Genomic DNA, 23,492 nt, shown 5'->3' with positions numbered 1-23,492 from the left:
ACCGGGCCTACGGGTTTTGTAGGCCGGGCAAACGTAGTGCCGCCCGGCAAAACAGGCAAACGAGGTTCTTATGTCCGTACTCGATCTAAACGCCCTTAATGACCTGCCAAAAGTCGAACGCATTCTGGCGCTGGCAGAAACCAACGCTCAACTGGAAAAGCTGGACGCCGAAGGGCGCGTGGCGTGGGCGCTGGAAAACCTGCCGGGAGACTACGTGCTGTCGTCAAGCTTTGGTATTCAGGCGGCGGTCAGCCTGCATCTGGTGAATCAGATCAGCCCGGACATTCCGGTGATCCTCACCGATACCGGCTACCTGTTCCCGGAAACCTACCAGTTTATTGATGAGCTGACGGACAAGCTCAAGCTGAACCTCAAAGTTTACCGCGCGACGGAAAGCGCGGCCTGGCAGGAGGCGCGCTACGGCAAGCTGTGGGAGCAGGGCGTTGAGGGCATTGAGAAATACAATGCGATCAACAAAGTTGAGCCGATGAACCGGGCGCTGAAAGAGCTTAATGCGCAGACGTGGTTCGCGGGTTTGCGCCGTGAGCAGTCCGGCAGCCGCGCCACGCTGCCGGTGCTGGCAGTTCAGCGCGGGGTCTTTAAAGTGCTGCCGATTATCGACTGGGATAACCGGACGGTGTACCAGTACCTGCAAAAACACGGGCTGAAGTACCATCCGCTGTGGGATCAGGGCTACCTGTCAGTGGGGGATACCCACACCACGCGCAAATGGGAACCGGGAATGGCGGAAGAAGAGACGCGATTCTTTGGGCTGAAGCGCGAGTGCGGGTTGCACGAAGGGTAATTTCATTGACTCCCTCTCCCTGTGGGAGAGGGTTGGGGTGAGGGCATCAGGCCGCACGGCGTTCAAAAACCTCAGGCTTTCCCCGCTTTCGCCAGCTCTTTCACCAGCGGCAGCATCACTTTCACTACATCCCGGCTGCGGTGTTCAATGCGCTGCGGCAGGGCGCTATCAATGTGCTGCTGATTATCCAGCATTACGTTATGCCAGCTTGTCCCGTTCGGGAAGGCTTTCGATTTAGCCCGCTGCTGATAGCCATCTTTCTTGCCCAACGCCCAGTTTGTCGCTTCGACGTACAGCACCGGAATGCCCGCCTTATCGAACACTTCCCCATCGTTGCAGCAGCCCGTTCCGCGCGGATAGCCCGGATTACCGCCGGGGTTGCTGGTGGCATAAACCCCGTGGCTGCGGGCAATCGCCAGTGCCCGGTCGCGCGTCAGCTTCCGCACGGTACCCGGCGTACTCTGTCCGCTGTTGAAATAAAGCTTATCGCCGACGATCAGGTTATCGAGGTTGATCACCAGCAGCGTATTTTTCTTCTCTTCAGCACTCATGCGCTTCAGGAGATTCTCAGCGCCGAGTTTGCCTTCTTCTTCACCGCTGGTGGCAACGAAACGAATGCCATACTGGGTGGGAATATTCTTCATCCGCTCGGCCAGTTCGAGCATCACGCCCAGGCCTGCCGCGTTATCGTCCATGCCCTGCAGCGTCAGACCGCCGAGGTTGTTATCCGTATCGGCGTCGCTCATCGGCGCGTAGGTATCGAGGTGCGCCATAATAATAATCTGCTCGTTTGCGCTACCTTCATGCGCTGCGATAACCGTACTGCCGGTCACGTTATGCCAGTTTTTGGTTTTATTTCTGGAGGTATAAACGTAGCGGCTGTGAAACGATCGGATATCGCTCTGGTAACCCATATCGGCAAACTGCTGGCGAATATAGTCAGCGGAGAGCATTTCCGCCGGTGAGCCGGTCATGCGTCCGGGGAAGACGGTGGCAATGTGCCGCGCCTGCATGTTGGCGATTTCACCATACGGTTGATTTTTTGCCTGAGCCGGAAGGATAAAGCAAACGCCGAGCGCCAGGGCAGCAATACGGTGGCGCGTTGCGGAAAACATAGTGAGTCCTTAAAAACAGAGCAAAATTTTGACCCGTCTAGTATGAAACTGTGATCGTCCTTACACAATTTGAATTGCTCTTAAATGCCCGAAATTTCGCGTGTTAAGCACTTTTTGATATTTGCTTTTTCATCGCGTTATTCCATTGAGTAACTACTCATTCCAATTCGTAATTTCATTCGCTCTAAGCCGCCCCCTATAGTCCCTCTATTCCTCGTTGTTAGTGAGTTGTTGCTTGTGGACTATCTGCCCTTATTTGCCGCGATTAAAGAGAAACCGGTGCTGGTTGTTGGTACGGGTGAGATTGCCGATCGCAAAATCGCGTTTCTGCAGCGCGCGGGCGCGCGGGTGCAGGTCGTCGCGGGGGCAGATTTCGACGAGTCACAAATTGACAGCGTGGTGCTGGTGATTGCGGCGACGGAGGATCGCGAACTGAACCGACGCGTTTCCGATGCCGCTCAGGCGCGTTACCGCCTGGTGAACGTGGTCGACGACCAGCCTTTGTGCTCGTTCATCTTCCCGTCGATCGTCGATCGCTCTCCGCTGCTGGTCGCCATCTCTTCCGGCGGTACCGCACCGGTACTGGCGCGCGTGCTGCGTGAAAAAATTGAAGCGCTGCTGCCGACCAGCCTCGGGCGTATGGCGGAGAAGGCCAGCTACTGGCGTAACCATCTAAAAACTCGCCTGACCAGCGTGACGGAGCGCCGTCGCTTCTGGGAGCGCGTGTTTCGCGGCCGCTTTGCCAGCCTGATGCATGCCGGTAACGAGACGGCGGCGCAAAAAATACTCGAAGACGAACTGGATAACCCCGGCAGTACGGGCGGGGAGATCATTCTGGTGGGCGCGGGGCCGGGCGATGCCGGTCTGCTGACGCTGCGTGGCCTGCAGGTGCTGCAGGACGCGGACGTGGTGTTCTATGACCATCTGGTTACCGACGGCGTGCGCGAGCTGATCCGTCGCGACGCGGAGCAAATCTGCGTCGGTAAACGGGCGGGCGAGCACTCCGTCCCGCAGCACGATACCAATCAGATGCTGATTGACGCCGCAAAAGCCGGAAAAACCGTGGTGCGCCTGAAAGGGGGCGATCCGTTTATTTTCGGCCGCGGCGGCGAAGAGCTGCAGGCGGCAGCCGAAGCCGGGGTACCGTTCCAGGTGGTGCCCGGCATCACGGCGGCCTCGGCGGTAACGGCCTACGCCGGTATTCCGCTGACCCATCGCGATTACGCCCAGAGCGTGACCTTTGTGACCGGCCACTACAAGACTGACAGCACGCCGTTTGACTGGTCGCACCTCGCCCAGAGCCGACAGACGCTGGCTATCTACATGGGCACGATGAAGGCGGCGGACATCAGCGAACAGCTTATTCAGCACGGCCGCGCTGCGACGACGCCCGTGGCCGTCATTTCTCGCGGTACGCGCGTCGATCAGCACGTTGCGATCGGCACGCTTGACGATCTTGCAACCCTGGCGAAAGACGCCCCAATGCCCGCCCTGATCGTGGTGGGGGAAGTGGTGCAGCTGCACAGCACGCTCGCCTGGTTTCAGCACACAACCGACACAGAAGGCTTTGGCGCTTCTGTCATAAATTTGGCTTAAGGAACGGTTATGGACCAAAAACGTCTTACACACCTGCGGCAGCTCGAAGCGGAAAGTATCCATATTATCCGCGAAGTGGCTGCCGAGTTTTCTAACCCGGTGATGATGTACTCCATCGGTAAAGATTCCAGCGTCATGCTGCATCTGGCGCGTAAAGCGTTTTATCCGGGTACGCTGCCGTTCCCGCTGCTGCACGTTGATACCGGCTGGAAATTCCGCGAAATGTACGAGTTCCGCGACCGTACCGCGAAAGCCTACGGCTGCGAGCTACTGGTGCATAAAAACCCGGAAGGGGTGGCGATGGGCATTAACCCGTTCGTGCACGGCAGCGCCAAACACACCGATATCATGAAAACCGAAGGGCTGAAGCAGGCGCTGAATAAATACGGTTTTGATGCGGCCTTCGGCGGCGCGCGCCGTGACGAAGAGAAGTCCCGTGCCAAAGAGCGTATCTACTCCTTCCGCGACCGCTTCCACCGCTGGGACCCAAAAAACCAGCGTCCGGAGCTGTGGCACAACTACAACGGCCAGATCAACAAAGGCGAAAGCATTCGCGTCTTCCCGCTCTCTAACTGGACCGAGCTGGATATCTGGCAGTACATCTATCTGGAAAACATCGAGATCGTTCCGCTGTATCTGGCCGCCGAGCGTCCGGTGCTGGAGCGCGACGGCATGCTGATGATGATCGATGACGATCGCATCGACCTGCAGCCGGGTGAAGTGATCAAACAACAGATGGTACGCTTCCGTACCCTCGGCTGCTGGCCGCTGACCGGCGCGGTGGAATCCAGCGCGCAGACGCTGCCGGAGATCATCGAAGAGATGCTGGTGTCGACCACCAGCGAGCGACAGGGGCGCGTGATTGACCGCGACCAGGCAGGCTCCATGGAGCTGAAGAAACGTCAGGGTTATTTCTAAGGAGCCGCCATGAACACCACTATTGCTCAACAAATTGCCAACGAAGGCGGCGTGGAAGCGTATCTGCACGCCCAGCAACACAAAAGCCTGCTGCGTTTTCTGACCTGCGGCAGCGTGGATGACGGGAAAAGCACCCTGATTGGCCGCCTGCTGCACGATACGCGCCAGATTTACGAAGATCAGCTCTCTTCCCTGCACAACGACAGTAAACGTCACGGTACCCAGGGCGAAAAGCTGGATCTGGCGCTGCTGGTGGATGGCCTGCAGGCGGAGCGCGAGCAGGGCATCACCATCGACGTGGCCTACCGCTACTTCTCCACCGAGAAGCGCAAATTTATTATCGCCGACACCCCGGGGCACGAGCAGTACACCCGCAATATGGCGACCGGTGCGTCGACCTGCGACCTGGCGATCCTGCTGATCGACGCCCGTAAAGGCGTGCTGGATCAGACCCGTCGCCACAGCTTTATCTCCACGCTGCTGGGGATCAAACACCTGGTGGTGGCGGTCAACAAGATGGATCTGGTGAACTTCAGCGAAGAGAAGTTCGAGGAGATCCGCCAGAGCTATCTGACCTTTGCTGAACAGCTGCCGGGCAACCTCGATATTCGCTTTGTGCCGCTCTCGGCGCTGGAAGGGGATAACGTTGCCTCACAGAGCGCGAACATGCCGTGGTACAGCGGCCCGACGCTGCTGGAAGTGCTGGAAACCGTTGAGATCCAGCGCGTGGTCGACACCCAGCCGATGCGTTTCCCGGTGCAGTACGTCAACCGTCCGAACCTCGATTTCCGCGGCTTCTCGGGCACCCTCGCGTCAGGCTCCGTGAAGGTGGGTCAACGCGTCAAGGTGCTGCCATCCGGCGTGGAATCGACCATCGCCCGTATCGTCACCTTTGACGGTGACCTGCAGGAAGCGGGCGCCGGTGAGGCGGTAACCCTGGTGTTGAAAGACGAGATTGATATCAGCCGGGGCGACCTGCTGGTGGACGCTCAGGAAACGCTGGTGGCGGTGCAGGGGGCGTCCGTGGACGTGGTATGGATGGCGGAGCAGCCGCTGACCGCGGGCCAGAGCTACGACATCAAAATTGCCGGCAAGAAAACCCGTGCCCGCGTGGACGGTATTCAGTTCCAGGTAGACATCAACAACCTGACCCAGCGCGAGGTCACCGAGCTGCCGCTGAACGGCATTGGTCTGGTCGATCTGACCTTCGACGAACCGCTGGTGCTGGATCCGTATCAGCAGAACCCGGTGACGGGCGGGCTGATCTTTATCGACCGCCTGACCAACGTCACCGTCGGCGCAGGAATGGTGCGCGAGCCAAACGAGCAGGCGAGCGTGGCATCTGAATTCAGCGCCTTCGAGCTGGAACTGAACGCGCTGGTGCGTAAGCACTTCCCGCACTGGGGTGCCCGCGATCTGCTGGGAGGCAAGTAATGGCTGCCCATGATGAGAACGTCGTCTGGCATCCTCATCCGGTCACCGTCGCCCAGCGCGAACAGCTCCACGGTCACCGTGGGGTTGTGCTGTGGTTTACCGGGCTGTCCGGCTCGGGTAAATCGACGGTTGCAGGCGCGCTGGAAGAGGCGTTGCATCAGCAGGGCGTAAGCACGTACCTGCTGGATGGCGACAACGTGCGCCACGGCCTGTGCAGCGATTTAGGGTTCAGCGACGACGATCGTAAAGAGAACATCCGCCGGGTGGGCGAAGTGGCCAGCCTGATGGCCGACGCCGGGCTGGTGGTGCTGACCGCGTTTATCTCTCCGCACCGCGCCGAGCGCCAGATGGTGCGCGAGCGCGTGGGTCATGAGCGCTTTATTGAAGTGTTTGTCGACACCCCGCTGGAGGTTTGCGAAGCGCGCGATCCGAAAGGGCTGTACAAAAAAGCCCGCGCCGGTGAACTACGCAACTTCACCGGAATTGACGCGGTATACGAAGCGCCTGAATCGCCTGAGATTCACCTCGAAGGTCAACAATTGGTAACAAATTTAGTAAGCCAATTATTAGACCTGCTGAGACGGGACGATATTATCAGATCCTGAGACGGTATCGTTCGGGAGCTGTCTTCCCGAACGATGAGTCACGGTCACAGGATTAGCTATGCGCAACAGTGAAAATTATATTATCACCACCGGGTCGGAGCCGCTCGCGACCGACGACGAAACGACCTGGTCATTTCCTGGGGCCATCATTGGCTTCGTCTCATGGCTGCTGGCGCTTGGCATCCCGTTTCTCATCTATGGCGGTAACACGCTGTTCTTCTTTCTCTATACCTGGCCTTTCTTCCTGGCGCTGATGCCCGTGGCGGTTGTCGTCGGCATTGCGCTGCACTCGCTGCTCAACGGCAGGCTTCTGTACAGTACCGCGATCACGATTGTGACGGTGGTCCTGATGTTTGGTCTGTTATTTTTGTGGCTCATGGGCTAACTTCAGCCATAATTCAAACCGTAACCAACTGTGTGACGATATTGTGCAGGACGATTCTGCGGAAAAAATGTGGTACATTTGCCCGCGATGTTGCGGCATCTCTGTTACCCCGGCGTAGTGCCCTGGGGAAGTCTTGGGATGAGGATGCCGTTTTTCAGGGGGCAGGATGGGTAAACTAACGCTGCTGTTGCTGGCTTTGCTAATCTGGCTGCAATATTCGCTGTGGTTCGGTAAGAACGGACTGCACGACTATAGCCGGGTGAGCGATGACGTCGCGGCTCAGCAGGCAACAAACGCCAAACTTAAGGCGCGAAACGATCAACTCTTTGCTGAAATTGATGACCTCAATGGCGGGCAAGAGGCGATTGAGGAACGCGCACGCAATGAACTCAGTATGACAAAGCCGGGCGAAACCTTTTATCGTCTGGTTCCGGATGCGTCTAAACGCAATCAGGGCTCAGCACAGAACAATCGATAATCAGGCCCAGGATTACGACATGGCAGCAACTTTTTCGGACGTATGTGCCGTGGTGCCGGCCGCAGGTTTTGGCCGGCGCATGCAAACAGAATGTCCCAAGCAGTACCTCTCTATTGGCGATAAAACGATCCTTGAGCACGCCGTGGCGGCGCTGCTGGCGCACCCCAGGGTGACGCGCGTGGTCATCGCCATCAGCCCGGGCGATGCGCGCTTCGCGCAGCTACCGCTGGCAAATCACCCGCAGATTACCGTTGTCGACGGCGGTGCCGAGCGCGCCGATTCCGTGCTGGCGGGCATTCAGGCTGCCGGAAACGCGCAGTGGGTGCTGGTGCATGACGCGGCGCGTCCGTGCCTGCACCAGGACGATCTGGCGCGCCTGCTGACGCTGAGTGAAACCAGTAACGTGGGCGGCATTCTCGCCGCCCCGGTGCGCGACACCATGAAGCGGGCTGAGCCAGGCAAAGCGGCCATCGCCCACACCGTCGAGCGCGTTGACTTATGGCACGCGCTGACGCCACAGTTTTTCCCCCGCGAATTACTCCACGACTGCTTAACGCGTGCGCTGAATGAAGGGGCGACCATTACGGACGAAGCCTCTGCGCTGGAGTATTGCGGTTTCCACCCAACGCTTGTTGAAGGGCGTGCTGATAATATTAAAGTGACGCGTCCCGAGGATTTACAGCTCGCGGAATTCTATCTTACCCGTTCGACCCATCAGGAGAAGGCATAATGCGAATTGGACACGGTTTTGATGTACACGCCTTTGGCGGAGAAGGCCCAATTATCATTGGCGGCGTGCGCATTCCTTATGAAAAAGGACTGCTGGCCCATTCTGATGGCGACGTGGCGCTGCATGCCCTGACCGACGCGCTGCTCGGCGCGGCTGCGCTGGGGGATATCGGCAAGCTATTCCCGGACACCGACCCGGCGTTTAAAGGCGCTGACAGCCGCGAGCTGCTGCGCGAAGCGTGGCGCCGCATTCAGGCTAAAGGCTACACCCTCGGCAACGTCGACGTGACGATTATCGCCCAGGCGCCGAAAATGCTGCCGCATATTCCGCAGATGCGCGTGTTTATTGCGGAAGATCTGGGCTGCCATATGGACGACGTCAACGTCAAAGCGACGACCACCGAGAAGCTGGGCTTTACCGGCCGCGGCGAAGGGATTGCCTGTGAAGCCGTGGCGCTGCTGGTGAAGGCGAGCAAATGACAGACTTCGACAACCTGACATACCTGCACGGTAAACCGCAGGGGAACGGGGTGCTAAAAGCCAGCCCTGAAGACTTCCTCGTGATGGAGGATCTGGGCTTTGAGCCGGATGGCGAAGGCGAACATATCCTGGTGCGTATTCTGAAAAATGGCTGCAATACCCGTTTCGTGGCCGACGCGCTGGCAAAATTCCTCAAAATTCACGCCCGCGAAGTCAGCTTTGCCGGGCAGAAAGATAAACACGCCGTCACTGAACAGTGGCTCTGCGCGCGCGTTCCGGGCAATACGATGCCTGATTTAAGTAAATTTGAGCTTGAAGGCTGTAAGGTACTGGAATTCGCCCGCCACAAGCGCAAGCTGCGTCTGGGCGCGTTGAAAGGGAACGACTTTACGCTGGTGCTGCGTGAAGTGACCGACCGCGATGACGTCGAGAAGCGCCTGAATGCCATCAGCGCGCAGGGCGTGCCGAACTACTTTGGCGCGCAGCGCTTTGGCATCGGCGGCAGCAACCTGCAGGGTGCGCTGCGCTGGGCGCAAAGCGATGCGCCGGTTCGCGACAGGAATAAACGCAGTTTTTGGTTGTCGGCGGCCCGCAGTGCGTTGTTTAATCAGATTGTGAGCGAAAGGCTGAAAAAACCGGACGCGAATCAAGTTGTTGTTGGCGATGCGCTACAATTAGCGGGACGCGGAAGCTGGTTTGTGGCAACGGCCGAAGAGATGGCCGATGTTCAGTCGCGCGTGGATGCAAAAGCGCTGATGATTACCGCCGCGTTGCCCGGTACGGGCGACTGGGGAACCCAGGGCGGAGCCTTGGCTGCCGAGCAGTCTGCCGTCGCGGATGCGCAGGCATTACAATCCTTGCTGGTGCGGGAAAAAGTCGAAGCAGCACGCCGCGCGATGCTGCTCTATCCGCAGCAGTTAAGCTGGAACTGGTGGGATGACGTGACCGTTGAGTTACGCTTCTGGCTGCCGGCAGGTAGCTTTGCCACCAGTGTTGTCAGGGAACTTATCAACACCTCGGGTGATTATGCGAATATTGCTGAGTAACGATGACGGGATCCACGCGCCAGGCATTCAGACGCTGGCGAAACACCTTCGCGAATTCGCGGATGTGCAGATCGTGGCACCCGATCGTAACCGCAGTGGAGCGTCTAACTCGCTGACGCTGGAGTCGTCGCTTCGCACCTTTACCTTTGAAAATGGCGATATTGCCGTGCAGATGGGCACGCCAACCGACTGCGTTTTTCTGGGCGTGAACGCGCTGATGCGACCGCGTCCGGATATCGTCGTTTCCGGCATTAACGCCGGGCCCAACCTCGGCGATGACGTGATTTACTCCGGCACCGTGGCGGCCGCAATGGAAGGGCGCCATCTCGGATTTCCGGCGCTGGCGGTCTCGTTAAACGGCCACACGCACTACGACACCGCTGCCGCGGTAACCTGTTCGATCCTGCGAGCGCTTGGCCGTGAGCCGCTGCGCACCGGGCGCATTCTAAACATCAACGTGCCGGATCTTCCTCTTGATGAAATTAAAGGCATCCGCGTCACCCGTTGCGGGAGCCGGCATCCGGCCGATCAGGTGATCCCGCAGCAGGATCCTCGCGGCAATACGCTTTACTGGATTGGCCCTCCCGGCGATAAGTGCGACGCGGGTCCGGATACCGACTTTGCCGCCGTGGATGAAGGCTATGTTTCGGTTACCCCGCTGCACGTAGATTTAACCGCATATAGCGCGCATGATGTGGTGTCGGGCTGGCTGGATCGCGCAGGAGTGAACGCGCAATGGTAAACAAACGTGTACAAACTCTTCTGGAACAACTCCGCGCGCAGGGGATCCGCGACGAGCACGTGCTTGACGCGCTCGCCCAGGTTCCGCGTGAGAAATTTGTAGACGAGGCGTTTGAACACAAAGCGTGGGAAAACGTGGCGCTGCCCATCGGGCAGGGTCAGACGATTTCGCAGCCCTATATGGTGGCTCGCATGACGGAGCTGCTGGAGCTCACGCCCGACTCCCGCGTGCTGGAGATTGGCACCGGCTCGGGGTACCAGACCGCGATCCTGGCGCATCTGGTGCATCACGTTTGCTCCGTTGAGCGGATTAAAGGTTTACAGTGGCAGGCGCGTCGTCGCCTGAAACAACTTGATTTACACAATGTTTCGACACGACACGGTGATGGATGGCAAGGTTGGCAGGCTCGCGCCCCGTTTGACGCTATCATCGTGACGGCGGCCCCGCCTGAAATTCCTGCTGCACTGCTGTCGCAGTTGGATGAGGGGGGCATTCTTGTTCTGCCTGTCGGGGACGAGCAGCAGCTTTTGAAGCGCGTTCGTCGGCGCGGCGGCGAGTATATTATCGACACCGTGGAAGCCGTGCGCTTTGTGCCTCTGGTAAAAGGGGAGTTGGCCTGAGACTCGGAATTATCCAGGGTTATTAAGGCAAATTCAGCGTATGGTGTGGCGCGAAAGATTCGTACCATCACGGTAAATTTTAAGTCACTGGTAGTTAACACATTCCTGGGGGATAAATGAGCGCGGGAAGCCCTAAATTCACCATCAGCCGTGTTGCGGCATTATCACTGGTTTCGCTCTGGCTGGCAGGCTGTACAAGTTCTAACAATGCTCCTGCGCCCGTCAGTTCCGTCGGTGGAAACAGCGGCTCCGGTAACACGTCCAGCGGAATGTTGATCACGCCGCCGCCTAAAATGGGTACTGCTGCACCGCAGCAAACACCACAAATTCAGCCTGTGCAACATCCTGTTACACAGCCAATGCAGGTTCAGCCAGTCGAACAACCTGTTCAGACCCAAAATGGCCGCATAGTCTATAACCGTAAGTATGGGAACATTCCGAAAGGTAGCTATACCGGTGGCAGTACCTATACCGTGAAGCGCGGCGATACGCTGTTCTACATTGCGTGGATCACCGGGAACGATTTCCGTGACCTTGCTCAGCGCAATAACGTCCAGGCCCCGTACGGTCTGGAAGTCGGGCAAACGCTTCAGGTTGGCAACGCAACGGGTACGCCGCTCACGCCTGGCAACACCGTTTCAGCGGCCGACGTGACGGCGCAAAATAACAGCGTGAAGCCTGCACAAAAATCCACCACGGTGGTTGCTTCACAACCTGTAATTACGTATTCTGAGGATTCAGGTGATCAGACTGCTAACAAAATGTTGCCGAATAATAAAGGGACTGCGACTGTTGTCACAGCACCGGTAACGGCACCTGTGGTTAGCTCTACTGAACCGACTGCCAGCAGTATGACATCCAGTTCGCCAATCTCTGCGTGGCGCTGGCCAACTGACGGCAAGGTTATCGAAAACTTCTCTTCCTCCGAAGGGGGAAATAAAGGGATCGATATCGCAGGGAGTAAAGGACAGGCTATCACCGCGACCGCAGATGGGCGCGTTGTGTATGCCGGTAACGCTCTGCGCGGTTACGGTAATCTTATTATCATCAAACATAACGATGATTACCTGAGTGCCTACGCCCATAACGACACAATGCTGGTCCGGGAACAACAAGAAGTTAAGGCGGGGCAAAAAATCGCTACCATGGGTAGCACCGGAACCAGTTCTACACGCTTGCATTTTGAAATTCGTTACAAGGGGAAATCCGTAAACCCGCTGCAGTATTTGCCGCAGCGATAATTTGACGGGGCATGCCAGCCAGGGTGTCTCGTTCAGGGATCACGGGTAGGAGCCACCTTTATGAGTCAGAATACGCTGAAAGTTCATGATTTAAATGAAGACGCGGAATTTGATGAGAACGGAGTAGAGGCTTTTGACGAAAAAGCCTTAGTAGAAGAGGAACCCAGTGATAACGATTTGGCTGAAGAAGAGCTGTTATCGCAGGGCGCCACACAGCGTGTACTGGACGCGACTCAGCTTTACCTTGGGGAGATTGGTTACTCCCCACTGCTAACGGCCGAAGAAGAAGTCTATTTCGCACGTCGTGCTTTGCGTGGTGATGTTGCCTCGCGTCGTCGCATGATTGAAAGTAACCTGCGACTGGTCGTGAAAATTGCCCGCCGTTACGGCAATCGCGGTCTGGCTCTGCTGGATCTGATTGAAGAGGGCAACTTAGGTCTCATCCGCGCAGTTGAGAAGTTTGACCCGGAACGCGGGTTCCGTTTCTCAACCTACGCGACCTGGTGGATTCGTCAGACCATCGAACGGGCTATTATGAACCAGACCCGTACGATTCGCCTGCCGATTCACATCGTCAAAGAGTTGAACGTGTATCTGCGTACCGCGCGCGAGTTGTCCCATAAACTGGACCACGAGCCAAGCGCAGAAGAAATTGCCGAACAACTCGATAAACCGGTTGATGACGTTAGCCGTATGCTGCGTCTCAACGAGCGCATTACCTCCGTTGACACCCCGCTGGGTGGCGACTCCGAAAAAGCGCTGCTGGACATCCTGGCCGATGAAAAAGACAACGGCCCGGAAGACACCACGCAGGACGATGACATGAAACAGAGCATCGTCAAATGGCTGTTCGAACTGAACGCCAAACAGCGTGAAGTGCTGGCGCGTCGTTTCGGTTTACTGGGGTATGAAGCTGCGACACTGGAAGACGTCGGCCGCGAAATTGGTCTGACCCGTGAACGTGTTCGTCAGATTCAGGTTGAAGGTCTGCGCCGCCTGCGTGAAATCCTGCAGGGGCAAGGTCTGAACATCGAAGCGCTGTTCCGCGAATAAGCAACCTTTCGTCAAAAAAGGCCCGTCGTGAGACGGGCCTTTTTCTTTTGGGCTACGGCTGCGCCGTTTCGTGCAGCAGACGCCACGTAATTTTGTCGCCTTCCTGATTAAGCACCGCGGTTGACCAGCGTACGTTGACGGGCTGGTCCGGCCGGGTTTGCGTCTCCCGGTAGTGAAGCACTGCATCCCGATCGCCGCTCTGGATCGTGGTTAATTCATCAATGACGATCTTCAGGCCGGGACGACTTCCACGCTGTTTTTCCAGAAAACTGGCCAGGCCGTTATAGTCGACCTGCACACCGCCCGGCGGAATCATCAGAAAATCCGGGCTGAAGCGGGCGAGCAGGGCGTCGTAATCGCCTTCGCCTTTGCCTAACCAGTCCTCAAGCGCAATGTGGAGGTCGATAATGTCGTGTTCGAAAGGCGTCATGAATTCTCCTGTCGCAGCTGGGTGAGCACCTGCGTATTGTTAAGACGAAAAACGTACATTACAGGCAGTAAGGTAATGCCTGCGGCAAAAATAAACATCCCGTGCCATGCGGCGAGCGGCGGCAGCCAGATTTGCGCCAGGTTCAGCGCCTGCGCCAGCAGCAGGGCGCAGGCAAAAAAGCTCAGCTGACGATTGAGATTCCACAGGGCGCTGGCATCCGGCATATCTTCCCGGCGCGTGGTCAGAAACGCGCTGCTCTGAGCCGTGCTGCTGCACAGGCTTCCTCCCGCGCCCATCAGGGTAAACGCGACGGCAGGCAGCAGCACTGACGAGCTGACGTTAATCAAAAGCAGAATACCCGCTGCCTGCAACAGGCAGCCGATGACAATCAGCGGTCGTGGGCCGATACGGTTAAAATAACGTCCCGTCGCCGTGATGGCTATAAACGATGCCACAGACCACGGCAGCATCAGCATTCCCGTTACGGCCGGGCTCATGTTCGCCTCGTGCTGAAGATAAAACATCCCCGTGACGTTCACCCCAATAAACATGCCGGGCACACAGACGTAGACAAGCATGGAAAAACGCAAAAGCGGGTCCGCGAGCAAAGGCAGGTTTAGCAGTCTGGCCGCATTCATCGCGGGCATTTCGTGCTTAAGCCACAGGCAGGCCAGAGCAAAGGTCATGATAGCCACCGGGAGCGTGGCGAAAAATATCCATCGCCAGCTTAGCGTCTGCACCAGCAGTCCCCCGACAGCAGGAGAACAGGCGGGAGCAAGCAACGCAACCAGCATGACCGCCGAGGAGAGCCGGGCGCGTTCGTGAGGCTTAAACTGCTGCCAGGTCAGCGCCTGCCCGACGGGGATCAGTAAGCCACCTCCCACGCCCTGCAGCACGCGCCAGGCGATCAGGCTTTCAAGCGTTGCAGCCAGGCCTGCCGCCGCAGAGGCTGCGCTGAACAGAAAAAGCGAGAGCAGGATGACGCGCTTTGGCCCGATGCGGCGCGTCAGCACGGCGCTGAACGGGATCACCAGCGTCAGGCCGGCAATGTACCCGTTACTGACCCAGGCAAGCGCTGAAGGCGTGGCGTTAAAATCGTGTGCCATCGCCGGAAAGGCGACGCTGGCAATGAACATATTGATCAGATCAAGAAAAAAGCCCAGCAGGTAGACTGCGGCGACTTTGCTGCGATACGTCATGGTAGATCCTCCGGTGAGGTGGCGTATCGTATCGGCCGGTGAAGAACGGATAAACCTGACAAAGCGCGATATACTGTCAAAATTATTTTGACGGTAAAAAGAGCGATGATGATTAACTTACAGCGCACGCAGATGTTTGTTGCGGTGGCCGACACCGGCAGCTTCACGGCGGCAGCGGATGCAATGGGCCTGACAAAAGCGGTGGTCAGCTTCAATATTCGCCAGCTCGAAGCTGAGCTGGGCGTCACCCTGCTGCTGCGATCCACCCGCCGTCTGACGTTAACCGAGGCGGGCGCGCTGTTTCATCAGCGCAGCGTCGCGCTTCTGAAGGACGCAGAACAGTTGCAGGATGATGTCCGCGCTAACCATGCGGGGCTCACGGGGGAACTGCGGATCACGACAACGCCCGAGTATGGCTCGCAGGTCGTGGTGCCGCTGCTAGCCAGGTTTAGCCAGCAGCATCCGGATCTTCGCGTGCGTCATGTTTCGTCGTCACTGCACGCCGACCTTATCTCGGAGCGCTTTGACGTGGCCATCCGGCTGGGAACGCTTGCCGATTCGCGCTACCACGCCGCGCTGATTTCGCACTTCTCCATTCTCCCCGTTGCGGCGCCCGAGTGGCTCGTTATCCATCCGGTCGAATCGCTGGCGCAGCTGGCGCAGGCCGACTGGATTATTCACGAGCGCGTCGCGTCGCCGCTTCGCTGGCAGGTGAAAGATGCCGGCGGCGCGCCTGAAGCGCTGGAGATTAAAAAAGCGCCGCGTTTGTTTGCCGATAGCGCTCAGGCGCTTATGGCCTTTGCGCTTGCGGGAGGTGGGGTGGCGTTACTGCCGGAATGGCTGGCGCGCGAGGCGCTTGCTGCGGGAAAACTTGTCCCGGTTTTACCGGAATATACCTTTGCGCAGCAGGGCATCTATGCGGTCTATCCGGATGCCCGGCATGTGCCAGCGAAGGTGCGCACCTTTATTGATTTTATGCGCACCAGCGTGAATTAACCGTGCATCATCTTTTTGATGAGGGCAGAGAATTGCTCCCGCTCGGCCTGAGAGAGACGGCCTAAAAACGCCTCATCCACCGCGTTGCCCACCGGCTTACAGCCTGCAAGCAGAGCTTCACCTTCTGGCGTCAGGAAGACAAACCGGCGGCGCTTGTCTGCCGGGTCGTGCTCGCGTTTGACCAGCCCGCGTGCCTCCATGCGGCTCAGCATTTCCGCCAGTGTCGCTTTCGTGCTGACCGCCACTTCGGTCAATGCCACCTGTTCAATACCCGGATGCTCGGCAACTGAGCGCATAACCGCGTACTGCGGCTTGGTCAGTTCCGGTAAGGCATGCTGCCACTGCGCGGTATGCTGTTGAAAAAGCTGACGTAACAGGTGGAACGCCTCTTGTCTTAGTTCCATGAACACTCCGACGGGAAAAATCTCCCACTATGATAGCCGCTATTGCTCCGGATTTTAACGCGGCATTTTTTAGCTATTCGTGTGATCGTGTGCGAACGATCTTGTCAGGAAAACGTTCCGGGAGTAGCTTATCTATAATGTTCGTGTACGAACAAATTAATTGAGGTGCAGAATGAGATTGATCGTGGGAATGACCGGGGCGACGGGCGCTCCGCTGGGCGTGGCGCTGCTGCAGGCGCTGCGGGAAATGCCGGAGGTGGAGACCCACCTGGTGATGTCGAAGTGGGCAAAAACCACCATTGAGCTGGAAACGCCCTACACCGCGCAGGACGTTGCTGCCCTGGCTGACGTTGTCCACAGTCCGGCCGACCAGGCCGCCACGATCTCCTCCGGTTCGTTTCGCACCGACGGCATGATCGTCATTCCCTGCAGCATGAAAACGCTGGCGGGTATCCGCGCTGGCTAAGCCGAGGGGCTGGTGGGCCGTGCTGCAGATGTGGTGCTGAAAGAGGGGCGCAAGCTGGTGCTGGTTCCCCGTGAAACGCCGCTGAGCACCATTCATCTGGAGAACATGCTTGCGCTTTCCCGCATGGGCGTGGCGATGGTGCCGCCCATGCCTGCGTACTACAACCATCCGCAAACCGCCGATGACATCACCCAGCATATCGTGACGCGCGTGCTCGACCAGTTTGGTCTGGAGCATAAAAAGGCGCGCCGCTGGAACGGGCTGCGCGAGGCGAAACATTTTTCACAGGAGACTAAAGATGGCATTTGATGATTTGAGAAGCTTCCTGCAGGCGCTCGATGAGCAAGGGCAACTGCTGAAAATTCAGGAAGAAGTGAACGCTGAGCCGGATCTGGCGGCGGCGGCCAACGCCACCGGACGCATAGGCGACGGCGCACCGGCGCTGTGGTTCGATAATATTCGCGGGTTTACCGATGCCCGCGTGGTGGTGAACACCATCGGCTCCTGGCAGAACCACGCCATTTCGATGGGGCTACCGGCGAATACCCCGGTGAAAAAACAGATCGACGAGTTTATTCGCCGCTGGGATAAATTCCCGATCGCGCCGGAGCGCCGGGCCAACCCTGCATGGGCGCAGAATACGGTGGACGGTGAAGACATTAACCTGTTCGACATCCTGCCGCTGTTTCGCCTGAACGACGGGGACGGTGGTTTTTATCTCGACAAAGCGTGCGTTGTCTCGCGCGATCCGCTCGACCCGGATAACTTCGGCAAGCAGAACGTCGGGATCTACCGCATGGAAGTGAAGGGCAAGCGTAAGCTTGGCCTGCAGCCGGTACCGATGCACGATATCGCTCTGCATCTGCACAAAGCGGAAGAGCGTGGTGAAGACCTGCCGATTGCGATTACGCTGGGCAACGATCCGATCATCACCCTGATGGGCGCGACGCCGCTGAAATACGATCAATCCGAGTATGAAATGGCGGGAGCGCTGCGTGAAAGCCCGTACCCGATTGCGACCGCGCCGTTGACCGGCTTCGATGTGCCGTGGGGATCAGAAGTGATCCTGGAAGGGGTGATCGAAGGCCGTAAGCGTGAAATTGAAGGACCGTTCGGTGAGTTTACCGGCCACTATTCGGGCGGGCGCAATATGACGGTCGTGCGTATTGATAAAGTCTCGTACCGCACCAAACCGATTTTCGAATCCCTCTACCTCGGCATGCCGTGGACCGAGATTGACTATCTGATGGGGCCAGCCACCTGTGTGCCGCTTTACCAGCAGCTGAAAGCAGAATTCCCGGAAGTGCAGGCGGTGAACGCGATGTACACCCACGGTCTGCTGGCGATCATCTCCACCAAAAAGCGTTACGGCGGTTTTGCCCGCGCGGTCGGTTTACGCGCCATGACCACGCCGCACGGTCTGGGCTACGTGAAGATGGTGATTATGGTGGATGAAGATGTCGATCCGTTCAACCTCCCACAGGTGATGTGGGCGCTGTCATCGAAAGTGAACCCGGCAGGAGATCTGGTGCAGCTGCCGAACATGTCGGTGCTTGAACTCGACCCGGGATCCAGCCCGGCGGGCATTACCGACAAACTGATTATCGATGCCACCACGCCTGTCGCACCGGACACCCGTGGCCACTATAGCCAGCCGGTACAGGATCTCCCTGAAACCAAAGCCTGGGCTGAAAAACTGACCGCCATGCTGGCAGCACGTCAATAAGGAGGAAAAGATGATTTGTCCACGTTGTGCCGATGAGCATATTGAAGTGATGGCAACATCACCGGTGAAAGGGATCTGGACGGTTTATCAGTGCCAGCATTGTCTGTATACCTGGCGCGATACCGAGCCGCTGCGTCGTACCAGCCGCGAGCACTACCCTGAAGCGTTTCGCATGACGCAGAAGGATATTGACGAGGCACCGCAGGTGCCGACCATTCCACCGCTGTTGTAAAAAAAAACCGGTGGCGCTGCGCTTACCGGGCGATAACATCGTGCGGTCTGTTTTGCCGGGTGGCGGCTTCGCCTTACCCGGCCTACAAAACCCGTAGGCCCGGTAAGCGCAGCGCCACCGGGCAAAAGACCGCAGAAAACTAGACCAGACTCTTCAGCCGATAAATCCACTCCAGCGCCTGTCGCGGCGTCAGGGAATCCGGATTGAGGTTCTCCAGCGCTTCTACCGCCGGAGAGGTCTCTTCCGCAGGTGCCAGCAGCGACATCTGCGTACCGTCAATCTGCGTCGCCGCCGCGTTTGGTGACAGGCTTTCCAGTTCACGCAGTTTCTGACGCGCGCGCTTGATCACCTCTTTCGGCACGCCTGCCAGCGCCGCGACGGCCAGACCATAGCTTTTGCTCGCCGCGCCATCCTGCACCGTATGCATGAAGGCGATGGTATCGCCGTGTTCCAGCGCATCAAGATGGACGTTTGCCACGCCTTCCATTTTTTCCGGCAGCTGAGTCAGCTCGAAATAGTGGGTAGCAAACAGCGTCATGGCCTTGATTTTATTCGCAAGGCTTTCAGCACAGGCCCAGGCCAGCGACAGGCCATCGTAGGTTGACGTTCCGCGTCCGACTTCGTCCATCAGCACCAGGCTGTTCTCCGTCGCGTTATGCAGAATGTTAGCCGTTTCGGTCATTTCGACCATGAAGGTTGAGCGGCCGCTCGCCAGATCGTCCGCTGCCCCGACGCGGGTAAAGATACGGTCGATAGGGCCAATCTCCACTTTTTGCGCCGGAACGTAGCTGCCGATATAGGCGAGCAGGGCGATCAGCGCCGTCTGACGCATATAGGTACTCTTACCGCCCATGTTCGGACCGGTAATAATCAACATTCTTCGCTGCGGCGACAGGCTCAGCGGGTTAGCGATGAACGGTTCGTTCAGCACCTGCTCAACCACCGGGTGACGGCCTTCAGTGATGCGAATGCCGGGTTTGTCGGTAAATGTCGGACAGGTATAGTTCAGCGTTTCCGCGCGTTCCGCCAGATTCACCAGCACGTCCAGTTCCGCCAGCGCGCTGGCGCTCAGCTGCAGGTCGGCAAGATGCGGCATCAGCATGTCAAACAGCTCTTCATACAGCTGTTTTTCCAGCGCCAGCGCTTTGCCTTTCGAGGTGAGAACTTTGTCCTCGTACTCTTTAAGTTCAGGGATAATATAGCGTTCAGCATTTTTCAGCGTCTGGCGACGGACGTAGTGAATCGGTGCCAGGTGGCTCTGCCCGCGGCTGATCTGAATGTAATAACCGTGTACCGCGTTATAGCCCACCTTCAGGGTGTCCAGCCCAAGGCGCTCGCGCTCGCGGATTTCCAGCTTATCAAGGTAGTCCGTTGCGCCGTCGGCCAGCGCGCGCCACTCGTCCAGCTCCTCGTTGTAGCCAGGGGCAATCACGCCGCCATCACGCACCAGAACCGGAGGCGCATCGATAATGGCGCGTTCAAGCAGCTCGCGAAGCTCGGTAAATTCGCCCATGGTTTCGCGGAGCTTCTGTACCGGCGCGCTGTCAACGTCGCTCAGCTGTGCACGCAGTTCCGGCAACTGCTGGAAAGCATGACGCATCCGCGCGAGATCGCGTGGTCGCGCGGTTCGCAGAGCCAGACGGGCCAGGATACGCTCCATATCGCCCACCTGGCGCAGGACGGGCTGCAGCTCGGTATAGCGATCCTGCAAAGCGGCAATTGTCTGCTGACGGCAAACAAGCGTGTCGGTATCGCGAACCGGCATATGCAGCCAGCGTTTGAGCATGCGGCTGCCCATTGGCGTCACCGTACTGTCGAGGACCGACGCGAGCGTATTTTCTACGCCCCCCGCCAGGTTCTGGGTAATCTCCAGGTTACGGCGCGTGGCGGCATCCATGATGATGCTGTCCTGCTGGCGCTCCATGGTGATAGAGCGGATATGCGGCAGGGCGGTGCGCTGGGTATCTTTCACGTACTGCAGGAGGCAACCTGCCGCACACAGCCCGCGCGGGGCATTTTCAACGCCAAAGCCAATCAGATCGCGGGTGCCAAACTGCAGATTCAGCTGCTGGCGCGCGGTATCAATTTCGAATTCCCACAGCGGACGACGGCGCAACCCGCGACGACCTTCAATCAGCGCCATTTCGGCGAAATCTTCGGCATAGAGCAGTTCTGCCGGATTGGTGCGCTGTAGTTCGGCCGCCATCGTTTCACGATCGGCCGGTTCGCTCAGACGAAAACGTCCGGAGCTGATATCCAGCGTCGCGTAGCCAAACCCCTTGCCGTCCTGCCACAGCGCGGCCAGCAGGTTATCCTGGCGTTCCTGTAGCAGGGCTTCATCGCTGATGGTGCCTGGCGTGACGATGCGTACGACTTTGCGCTCAACCGGACCTTTCGAGGTCGCCGGATCGCCAATCTGTTCGCAGATGGCGACGGACTCACCCTGATTCACCAGCTTCGCCAGGTAATTCTCTACCGCGTGATGCGGGATACCGGCCATGGGAATGGGCTCGCCTGCCGATGCGCCACGTTTGGTCAGCGAGATGTCGAGCAGCTGCGATGCGCGTTTGGCATCGTCATAAAACAGCTCGTAAAAATCGCCCATACGGTAAAACAGCAGGATTTCAGGATGCTGTGCTTTCAGCTTCAGATACTGCTGCATCATCGGCGTATGTGCGTCGAAATTGTCGATTGTGCTCATGGAGTTATGATGTCCATTTCTTTGAAAATAAACCGTTTTGAGCGGCTCAGTGGCCGTTTGTTCCTTCTATTGTCGCATGAAAAAAAGATACGGCGCAGAAAAATGTCGTCGCTTTACGAGGTGCCTTCCGACATGAGCTCAATGACGATTTTTCCGTGCTCCACGCCCACTCTGACCCGGGAATGGGTGGTAAACCCCGCCTGTTCAAGCCAGTCGCCTTTCAGGCTCAGCGCCGCATGCACGCTGTAACGCTTCGGTATCTTGGTATTGCGGTCTTCATGGCGCTTTCTAAAATATCCCACTTTTAAATGGCGATAGGGTTTGCTGCTCGCTCTCTCTTGCATAGGGTCTCCTGAAAACATGGACAACGGTCATGTTTGATGCCTGTATAAAATACCAGTGATTGTCGGGCGGTGCAGGGCTAAAACTGGAATCAGGCTTCAGAAAACGGCATGCAACAACTGAAATTCTGCGCTTAAAAGTGTATTGTGAATGCACTTTATTATTAGGTAAGCCGTTATGTCCGTTAAACGCATATCACGAGAAAAAGAGACCATCGCGAAGATGATCGCGTTGTATGAAAAGCAGTGCCCGCAGGCTTCGCAGGACGCAGGTCATTATCAGGCGCTCAAGGCGTATGCGGAAAAGCGCCTGGATAAATGCGTTTTTGGGGAGGAAAAGCCGGCCTGCAAACAGTGTCCGGTGCACTGCTACCAGGCTGCCAGGCGCGAAGAGATGAAGCAGGTTATGCGCTGGGCAGGCCCGCGTATGTTATGGCGCCATCCCATCCTGACCGTTCGTCATCTGATTGATGACCGCCGTCCCGTGCCGGAATTGCCGGAGAAGTATCGTCCGAAAAAGTGACCGGTTCAGCGTCTCAGCGGGCGGAAAATCACGTTGAGTGCCAGCGCGCTAAAGAGCGGGAAAATTGCCAGCAGGAGCCAGGGGTATATTGCCTGCGTTGAGGGCACCAGAGCGCGATCCAGTAGATTGCCAAACAGCAAATTTCCAGCCAGTACCGCGACGCCTCCGGCGGTAGAGAGTGCGCCGTAATGCGCCCCCAGCGTTGATTCCTCGGCGAAGCGCGGAATGAGATCTTTTGCCGATGGCACCAGCAGCATCTGTCCCAGCGTCAACAGCGTTACAAAACATACCGACGGCATAAGCCGCAGCCAGCCCTCAGGCGGTTCTGTCGCCGCAAACATCGCTACGCTCGCAAAGGCGGCGGAGAGCAGCAAGAAGCCCACCGGCAGAATTCTCACCGCCCCCACGCGTCGGGCGAAGCGGGCCAGCGGAAGCTGCAAAGTGATGATCAGCACCGAGGCCAGCATAAACAGCGGGCCAAGATCTTTCTCGTTTCCGCCAGAGCGCTGGATTTCTACCGGCAGCGCCAGATAGAGCTGGTTATAGCTTAACAGCCACGAGCTGTAGGCAATGATAAAGGCGACAAAGCGCGGCTGGCGGAACGTCGTCCACCAGGGCTGTATGTTTAGCGTCTGTGAGCGGTGGTGGGAAGCAGGAAGGCAGAAGTACAGCACCACCAGGGCAATAATGAAAACCCCTGCACCCGCCAGCGCCACCTGGCGGAAGCCAAGCCCAGTCAGCAGAGCACCGACAACCGGGCCCAGTACCGCGCCGAGTTCACCGCAGACGGCAAAGAGGGCAAACCACTCCGCCCGGCTGCGCTTGCCTCTCGCCTCGCTTTGCGTGCCTGCTTTTGCCAGCAGTGCCTCAATCGAGGGGGAGAACAATGCGCCGCCGATACCGGTCAGGCACGCCCCAAGAATGATGGGCCAGAGTGCGTGCCCGAACGCCAGCAGCAGATAGCCCGCGACGCGAATAATACACCCGCTCAGAATAACGACTTTCGCGCCAAACCGGTCCGAGAGCGCACCGCCGACGATAAACATCCCCTGCTGGGAGAACGTGCGAAGGCCCAGGATCAGCCCGATAAGCCCGCCTGAGAGCAGCATATCGTCGCGCAGGAATATCGCCAGGAAGGGAACAACGGCGTAAAAGCCAATGTTAAAAACAAACTGGCTGCCCAGTAAAACGGGCGGCCAGAGCGTGGTGGCAGGGCGAAGGAGCATC

General features: G+C 57.8%; 25 protein-coding genes and 1 pseudogene. 19 read left to right on the top strand and 7 right to left on the bottom strand.

Annotated features, from left to right (window positions below):
• The first annotated feature begins 70 nt into the window (after nucleotides 1-70).
• A complete protein-coding gene (gene cysH, locus ACWHWP_RS18655; protein WP_059311740.1) occupies nucleotides 71-805 on the top strand; it encodes a phosphoadenosine phosphosulfate reductase in 735 nt (244 codons plus the stop codon).
• A gap of 71 nt (nucleotides 806-876) precedes the next feature.
• Here the strand turns inward: cysH and ACWHWP_RS18650 are convergent, their stop codons facing one another.
• Complete coding sequence (locus ACWHWP_RS18650; protein ID WP_063430519.1) at nucleotides 877-1,920, bottom strand: aminopeptidase; 1,044 nt, start codon at nucleotides 1,918-1,920, stop codon at nucleotides 877-879.
• Between the two features lie 246 nt (nucleotides 1,921-2,166).
• Here ACWHWP_RS18650 and cysG point away from each other — a divergent pair, with 246 nt between their 5' ends.
• The 13 genes from cysG to rpoS all read left to right on the top strand — a co-directional run bounded on the left by cysG (nucleotide 2,167) and on the right by rpoS (nucleotide 13,247).
• The gene (cysG, locus tag ACWHWP_RS18645) at nucleotides 2,167-3,516 is read left to right on the top strand and encodes a siroheme synthase CysG (RefSeq protein WP_173829305.1); all 1,350 of its coding nucleotides are present in this window, start codon (nucleotides 2,167-2,169) and stop codon (nucleotides 3,514-3,516) included.
• 9 nt (nucleotides 3,517-3,525) lie between these two features.
• Nucleotides 3,526-4,434, top strand: a complete 909-nt coding sequence (cysD, locus tag ACWHWP_RS18640) for a sulfate adenylyltransferase subunit CysD (protein WP_010434549.1) — start codon at nucleotides 3,526-3,528, stop codon at nucleotides 4,432-4,434.
• Between the two features lie 9 nt (nucleotides 4,435-4,443).
• The gene (gene cysN, locus ACWHWP_RS18635; RefSeq protein ID WP_447856136.1) at nucleotides 4,444-5,868 is read left to right on the top strand and encodes a sulfate adenylyltransferase subunit CysN; all 1,425 of its coding nucleotides are present in this window, start codon (nucleotides 4,444-4,446) and stop codon (nucleotides 5,866-5,868) included.
• Nucleotides 5,868-6,473 carry an adenylyl-sulfate kinase gene (gene cysC / locus ACWHWP_RS18630; RefSeq protein ID WP_059311745.1) on the top strand — a complete coding sequence of 202 codons (606 nt, stop codon included), beginning with the start codon at nucleotides 5,868-5,870 and terminating at the stop codon, nucleotides 6,471-6,473. The genes cysN and cysC overlap by 1 nt, the downstream gene beginning before the upstream one ends.
• Before the next feature lie 58 nt (nucleotides 6,474-6,531).
• A complete protein-coding gene (locus ACWHWP_RS18625) occupies nucleotides 6,532-6,858 on the top strand; it encodes a DUF3561 family protein (RefSeq protein ID WP_045286500.1) in 327 nt (108 codons plus the stop codon).
• Nucleotides 6,859-7,024: 166 nt separating this feature from the next.
• Nucleotides 7,025-7,336, top strand: coding sequence for a cell division protein FtsB (gene ftsB / locus ACWHWP_RS18620; RefSeq protein ID WP_008499609.1), 312 nt, complete (start codon nucleotides 7,025-7,027; stop codon nucleotides 7,334-7,336).
• Nucleotides 7,337-7,355: 19 nt separating this feature from the next.
• Nucleotides 7,356-8,066, top strand: coding sequence for a 2-C-methyl-D-erythritol 4-phosphate cytidylyltransferase (ispD, locus tag ACWHWP_RS18615; RefSeq protein WP_059311746.1), 711 nt, complete (start codon nucleotides 7,356-7,358; stop codon nucleotides 8,064-8,066).
• Complete coding sequence (gene ispF, locus ACWHWP_RS18610; protein ID WP_008499607.1) at nucleotides 8,066-8,545, top strand: 2-C-methyl-D-erythritol 2,4-cyclodiphosphate synthase; 480 nt, start codon at nucleotides 8,066-8,068, stop codon at nucleotides 8,543-8,545. The genes ispD and ispF overlap by 1 nt, the downstream gene beginning before the upstream one ends.
• Entirely contained in the window at nucleotides 8,542-9,591 is a 1,050-nt protein-coding gene (truD, locus tag ACWHWP_RS18605) for a tRNA pseudouridine(13) synthase TruD (protein WP_447856135.1), read from the top strand. The genes ispF and truD overlap by 4 nt, the downstream gene beginning before the upstream one ends.
• A complete protein-coding gene (gene surE / locus ACWHWP_RS18600; RefSeq protein WP_059311748.1) occupies nucleotides 9,572-10,333 on the top strand; it encodes a 5'/3'-nucleotidase SurE in 762 nt (253 codons plus the stop codon). Before truD ends, surE begins: the two co-directional genes overlap by 20 nt.
• On the top strand, nucleotides 10,327-10,953 hold the full coding sequence (locus tag ACWHWP_RS18595; RefSeq protein ID WP_059311749.1) for a protein-L-isoaspartate(D-aspartate) O-methyltransferase: 627 nt from the start codon (nucleotides 10,327-10,329) through the stop codon (nucleotides 10,951-10,953). The genes surE and ACWHWP_RS18595 overlap by 7 nt, the downstream gene beginning before the upstream one ends.
• A gap of 116 nt (nucleotides 10,954-11,069) precedes the next feature.
• Nucleotides 11,070-12,194: a murein hydrolase activator NlpD gene (gene nlpD, locus ACWHWP_RS18590; protein ID WP_059311750.1), complete on the top strand. Its 1,125-nt coding sequence runs from the start codon at nucleotides 11,070-11,072 to the stop codon at nucleotides 12,192-12,194.
• Nucleotides 12,195-12,254: 60 nt separating this feature from the next.
• Entirely contained in the window at nucleotides 12,255-13,247 is a 993-nt protein-coding gene (gene rpoS / locus ACWHWP_RS18585; RefSeq protein ID WP_008499600.1) for an RNA polymerase sigma factor RpoS, read from the top strand.
• Nucleotides 13,248-13,299: 52 nt separating this feature from the next.
• Here rpoS and ACWHWP_RS18580 read toward each other — a convergent pair whose 3' ends face one another.
• Together ACWHWP_RS18580 and ACWHWP_RS18575 are read right to left on the bottom strand one after the other, a co-directional pair.
• Nucleotides 13,300-13,677 carry a DUF4440 domain-containing protein gene (locus ACWHWP_RS18580; protein ID WP_059311751.1) on the bottom strand — a complete coding sequence of 126 codons (378 nt, stop codon included), beginning with the start codon at nucleotides 13,675-13,677 and terminating at the stop codon, nucleotides 13,300-13,302.
• Complete coding sequence (locus ACWHWP_RS18575; RefSeq protein WP_447856134.1) at nucleotides 13,674-14,876, bottom strand: MFS transporter; 1,203 nt, start codon at nucleotides 14,874-14,876, stop codon at nucleotides 13,674-13,676. The genes ACWHWP_RS18580 and ACWHWP_RS18575 overlap by 4 nt, the downstream gene beginning before the upstream one ends.
• Nucleotides 14,877-14,984: 108 nt before the next feature.
• On the opposite strand from ACWHWP_RS18575, the gene ACWHWP_RS18570 reads away from it, so the two are divergent.
• Nucleotides 14,985-15,872: a LysR family transcriptional regulator gene (locus ACWHWP_RS18570; RefSeq protein WP_447856707.1), complete on the top strand. Its 888-nt coding sequence runs from the start codon at nucleotides 14,985-14,987 to the stop codon at nucleotides 15,870-15,872.
• Here ACWHWP_RS18570 and ACWHWP_RS18565 read toward each other — a convergent pair.
• Nucleotides 15,869-16,276: a MarR family winged helix-turn-helix transcriptional regulator gene (locus tag ACWHWP_RS18565; protein WP_047348029.1), complete on the bottom strand. Its 408-nt coding sequence runs from the start codon at nucleotides 16,274-16,276 to the stop codon at nucleotides 15,869-15,871. The two genes, ACWHWP_RS18570 and ACWHWP_RS18565, sit on opposite strands and share 4 nt — an antisense overlap.
• Nucleotides 16,277-16,448: 172 nt before the next feature.
• Here ACWHWP_RS18565 and ACWHWP_RS18560 point away from each other — a divergent pair.
• From ACWHWP_RS18560 to ACWHWP_RS18550, 3 genes and pseudogenes are all read left to right on the top strand, one after another.
• Nucleotides 16,449-17,051: pseudogene (locus ACWHWP_RS18560) on the top strand (non-oxidative hydroxyarylic acid decarboxylases subunit B).
• Nucleotides 17,041-18,468 carry a non-oxidative hydroxyarylic acid decarboxylases subunit C gene (locus tag ACWHWP_RS18555; RefSeq protein ID WP_063956882.1) on the top strand — a complete coding sequence of 476 codons (1,428 nt, stop codon included), beginning with the start codon at nucleotides 17,041-17,043 and terminating at the stop codon, nucleotides 18,466-18,468. Before ACWHWP_RS18560 ends, ACWHWP_RS18555 begins: the two are co-directional and overlap by 11 nt.
• A gap of 10 nt (nucleotides 18,469-18,478) precedes the next feature.
• Nucleotides 18,479-18,700 carry a non-oxidative hydroxyarylic acid decarboxylases subunit D gene (locus ACWHWP_RS18550; RefSeq protein ID WP_059311755.1) on the top strand — a complete coding sequence of 74 codons (222 nt, stop codon included), beginning with the start codon at nucleotides 18,479-18,481 and terminating at the stop codon, nucleotides 18,698-18,700.
• Between the two features lie 139 nt (nucleotides 18,701-18,839).
• Here the strand turns inward: ACWHWP_RS18550 and mutS are convergent, their stop codons facing one another.
• On the bottom strand, nucleotides 18,840-21,401 hold the full coding sequence (mutS, locus tag ACWHWP_RS18545) for a DNA mismatch repair protein MutS (RefSeq protein WP_447856133.1): 2,562 nt from the start codon (nucleotides 21,399-21,401) through the stop codon (nucleotides 18,840-18,842).
• Nucleotides 21,402-21,514: 113 nt separating this feature from the next.
• Complete coding sequence (locus tag ACWHWP_RS18540; protein WP_047348033.1) at nucleotides 21,515-21,745, bottom strand: SymE family type I addiction module toxin; 231 nt, start codon at nucleotides 21,743-21,745, stop codon at nucleotides 21,515-21,517.
• Between the two features lie 175 nt (nucleotides 21,746-21,920).
• On the opposite strand from ACWHWP_RS18540, the gene ACWHWP_RS18535 reads away from it, so the two are divergent.
• The gene (locus ACWHWP_RS18535; RefSeq protein WP_447856132.1) at nucleotides 21,921-22,265 is read left to right on the top strand and encodes a nitrous oxide-stimulated promoter family protein; all 345 of its coding nucleotides are present in this window, start codon (nucleotides 21,921-21,923) and stop codon (nucleotides 22,263-22,265) included.
• 5 nt (nucleotides 22,266-22,270) lie between these two features.
• Here the strand turns inward: ACWHWP_RS18535 and ACWHWP_RS18530 are convergent, their stop codons facing one another.
• Complete coding sequence (locus ACWHWP_RS18530; RefSeq protein ID WP_447856131.1) at nucleotides 22,271-23,491, bottom strand: MDR family MFS transporter; 1,221 nt, start codon at nucleotides 23,489-23,491, stop codon at nucleotides 22,271-22,273.
• Nucleotide 23,492 lies beyond the last annotated feature (1 nt).

The organism is Enterobacter sp. WI-ESBL-E8, from assembly GCF_053364895.1.
Note: the sequence above shows the minus strand (reverse complement) of the source record. Positions and strands in the feature narration are given on the sequence as shown.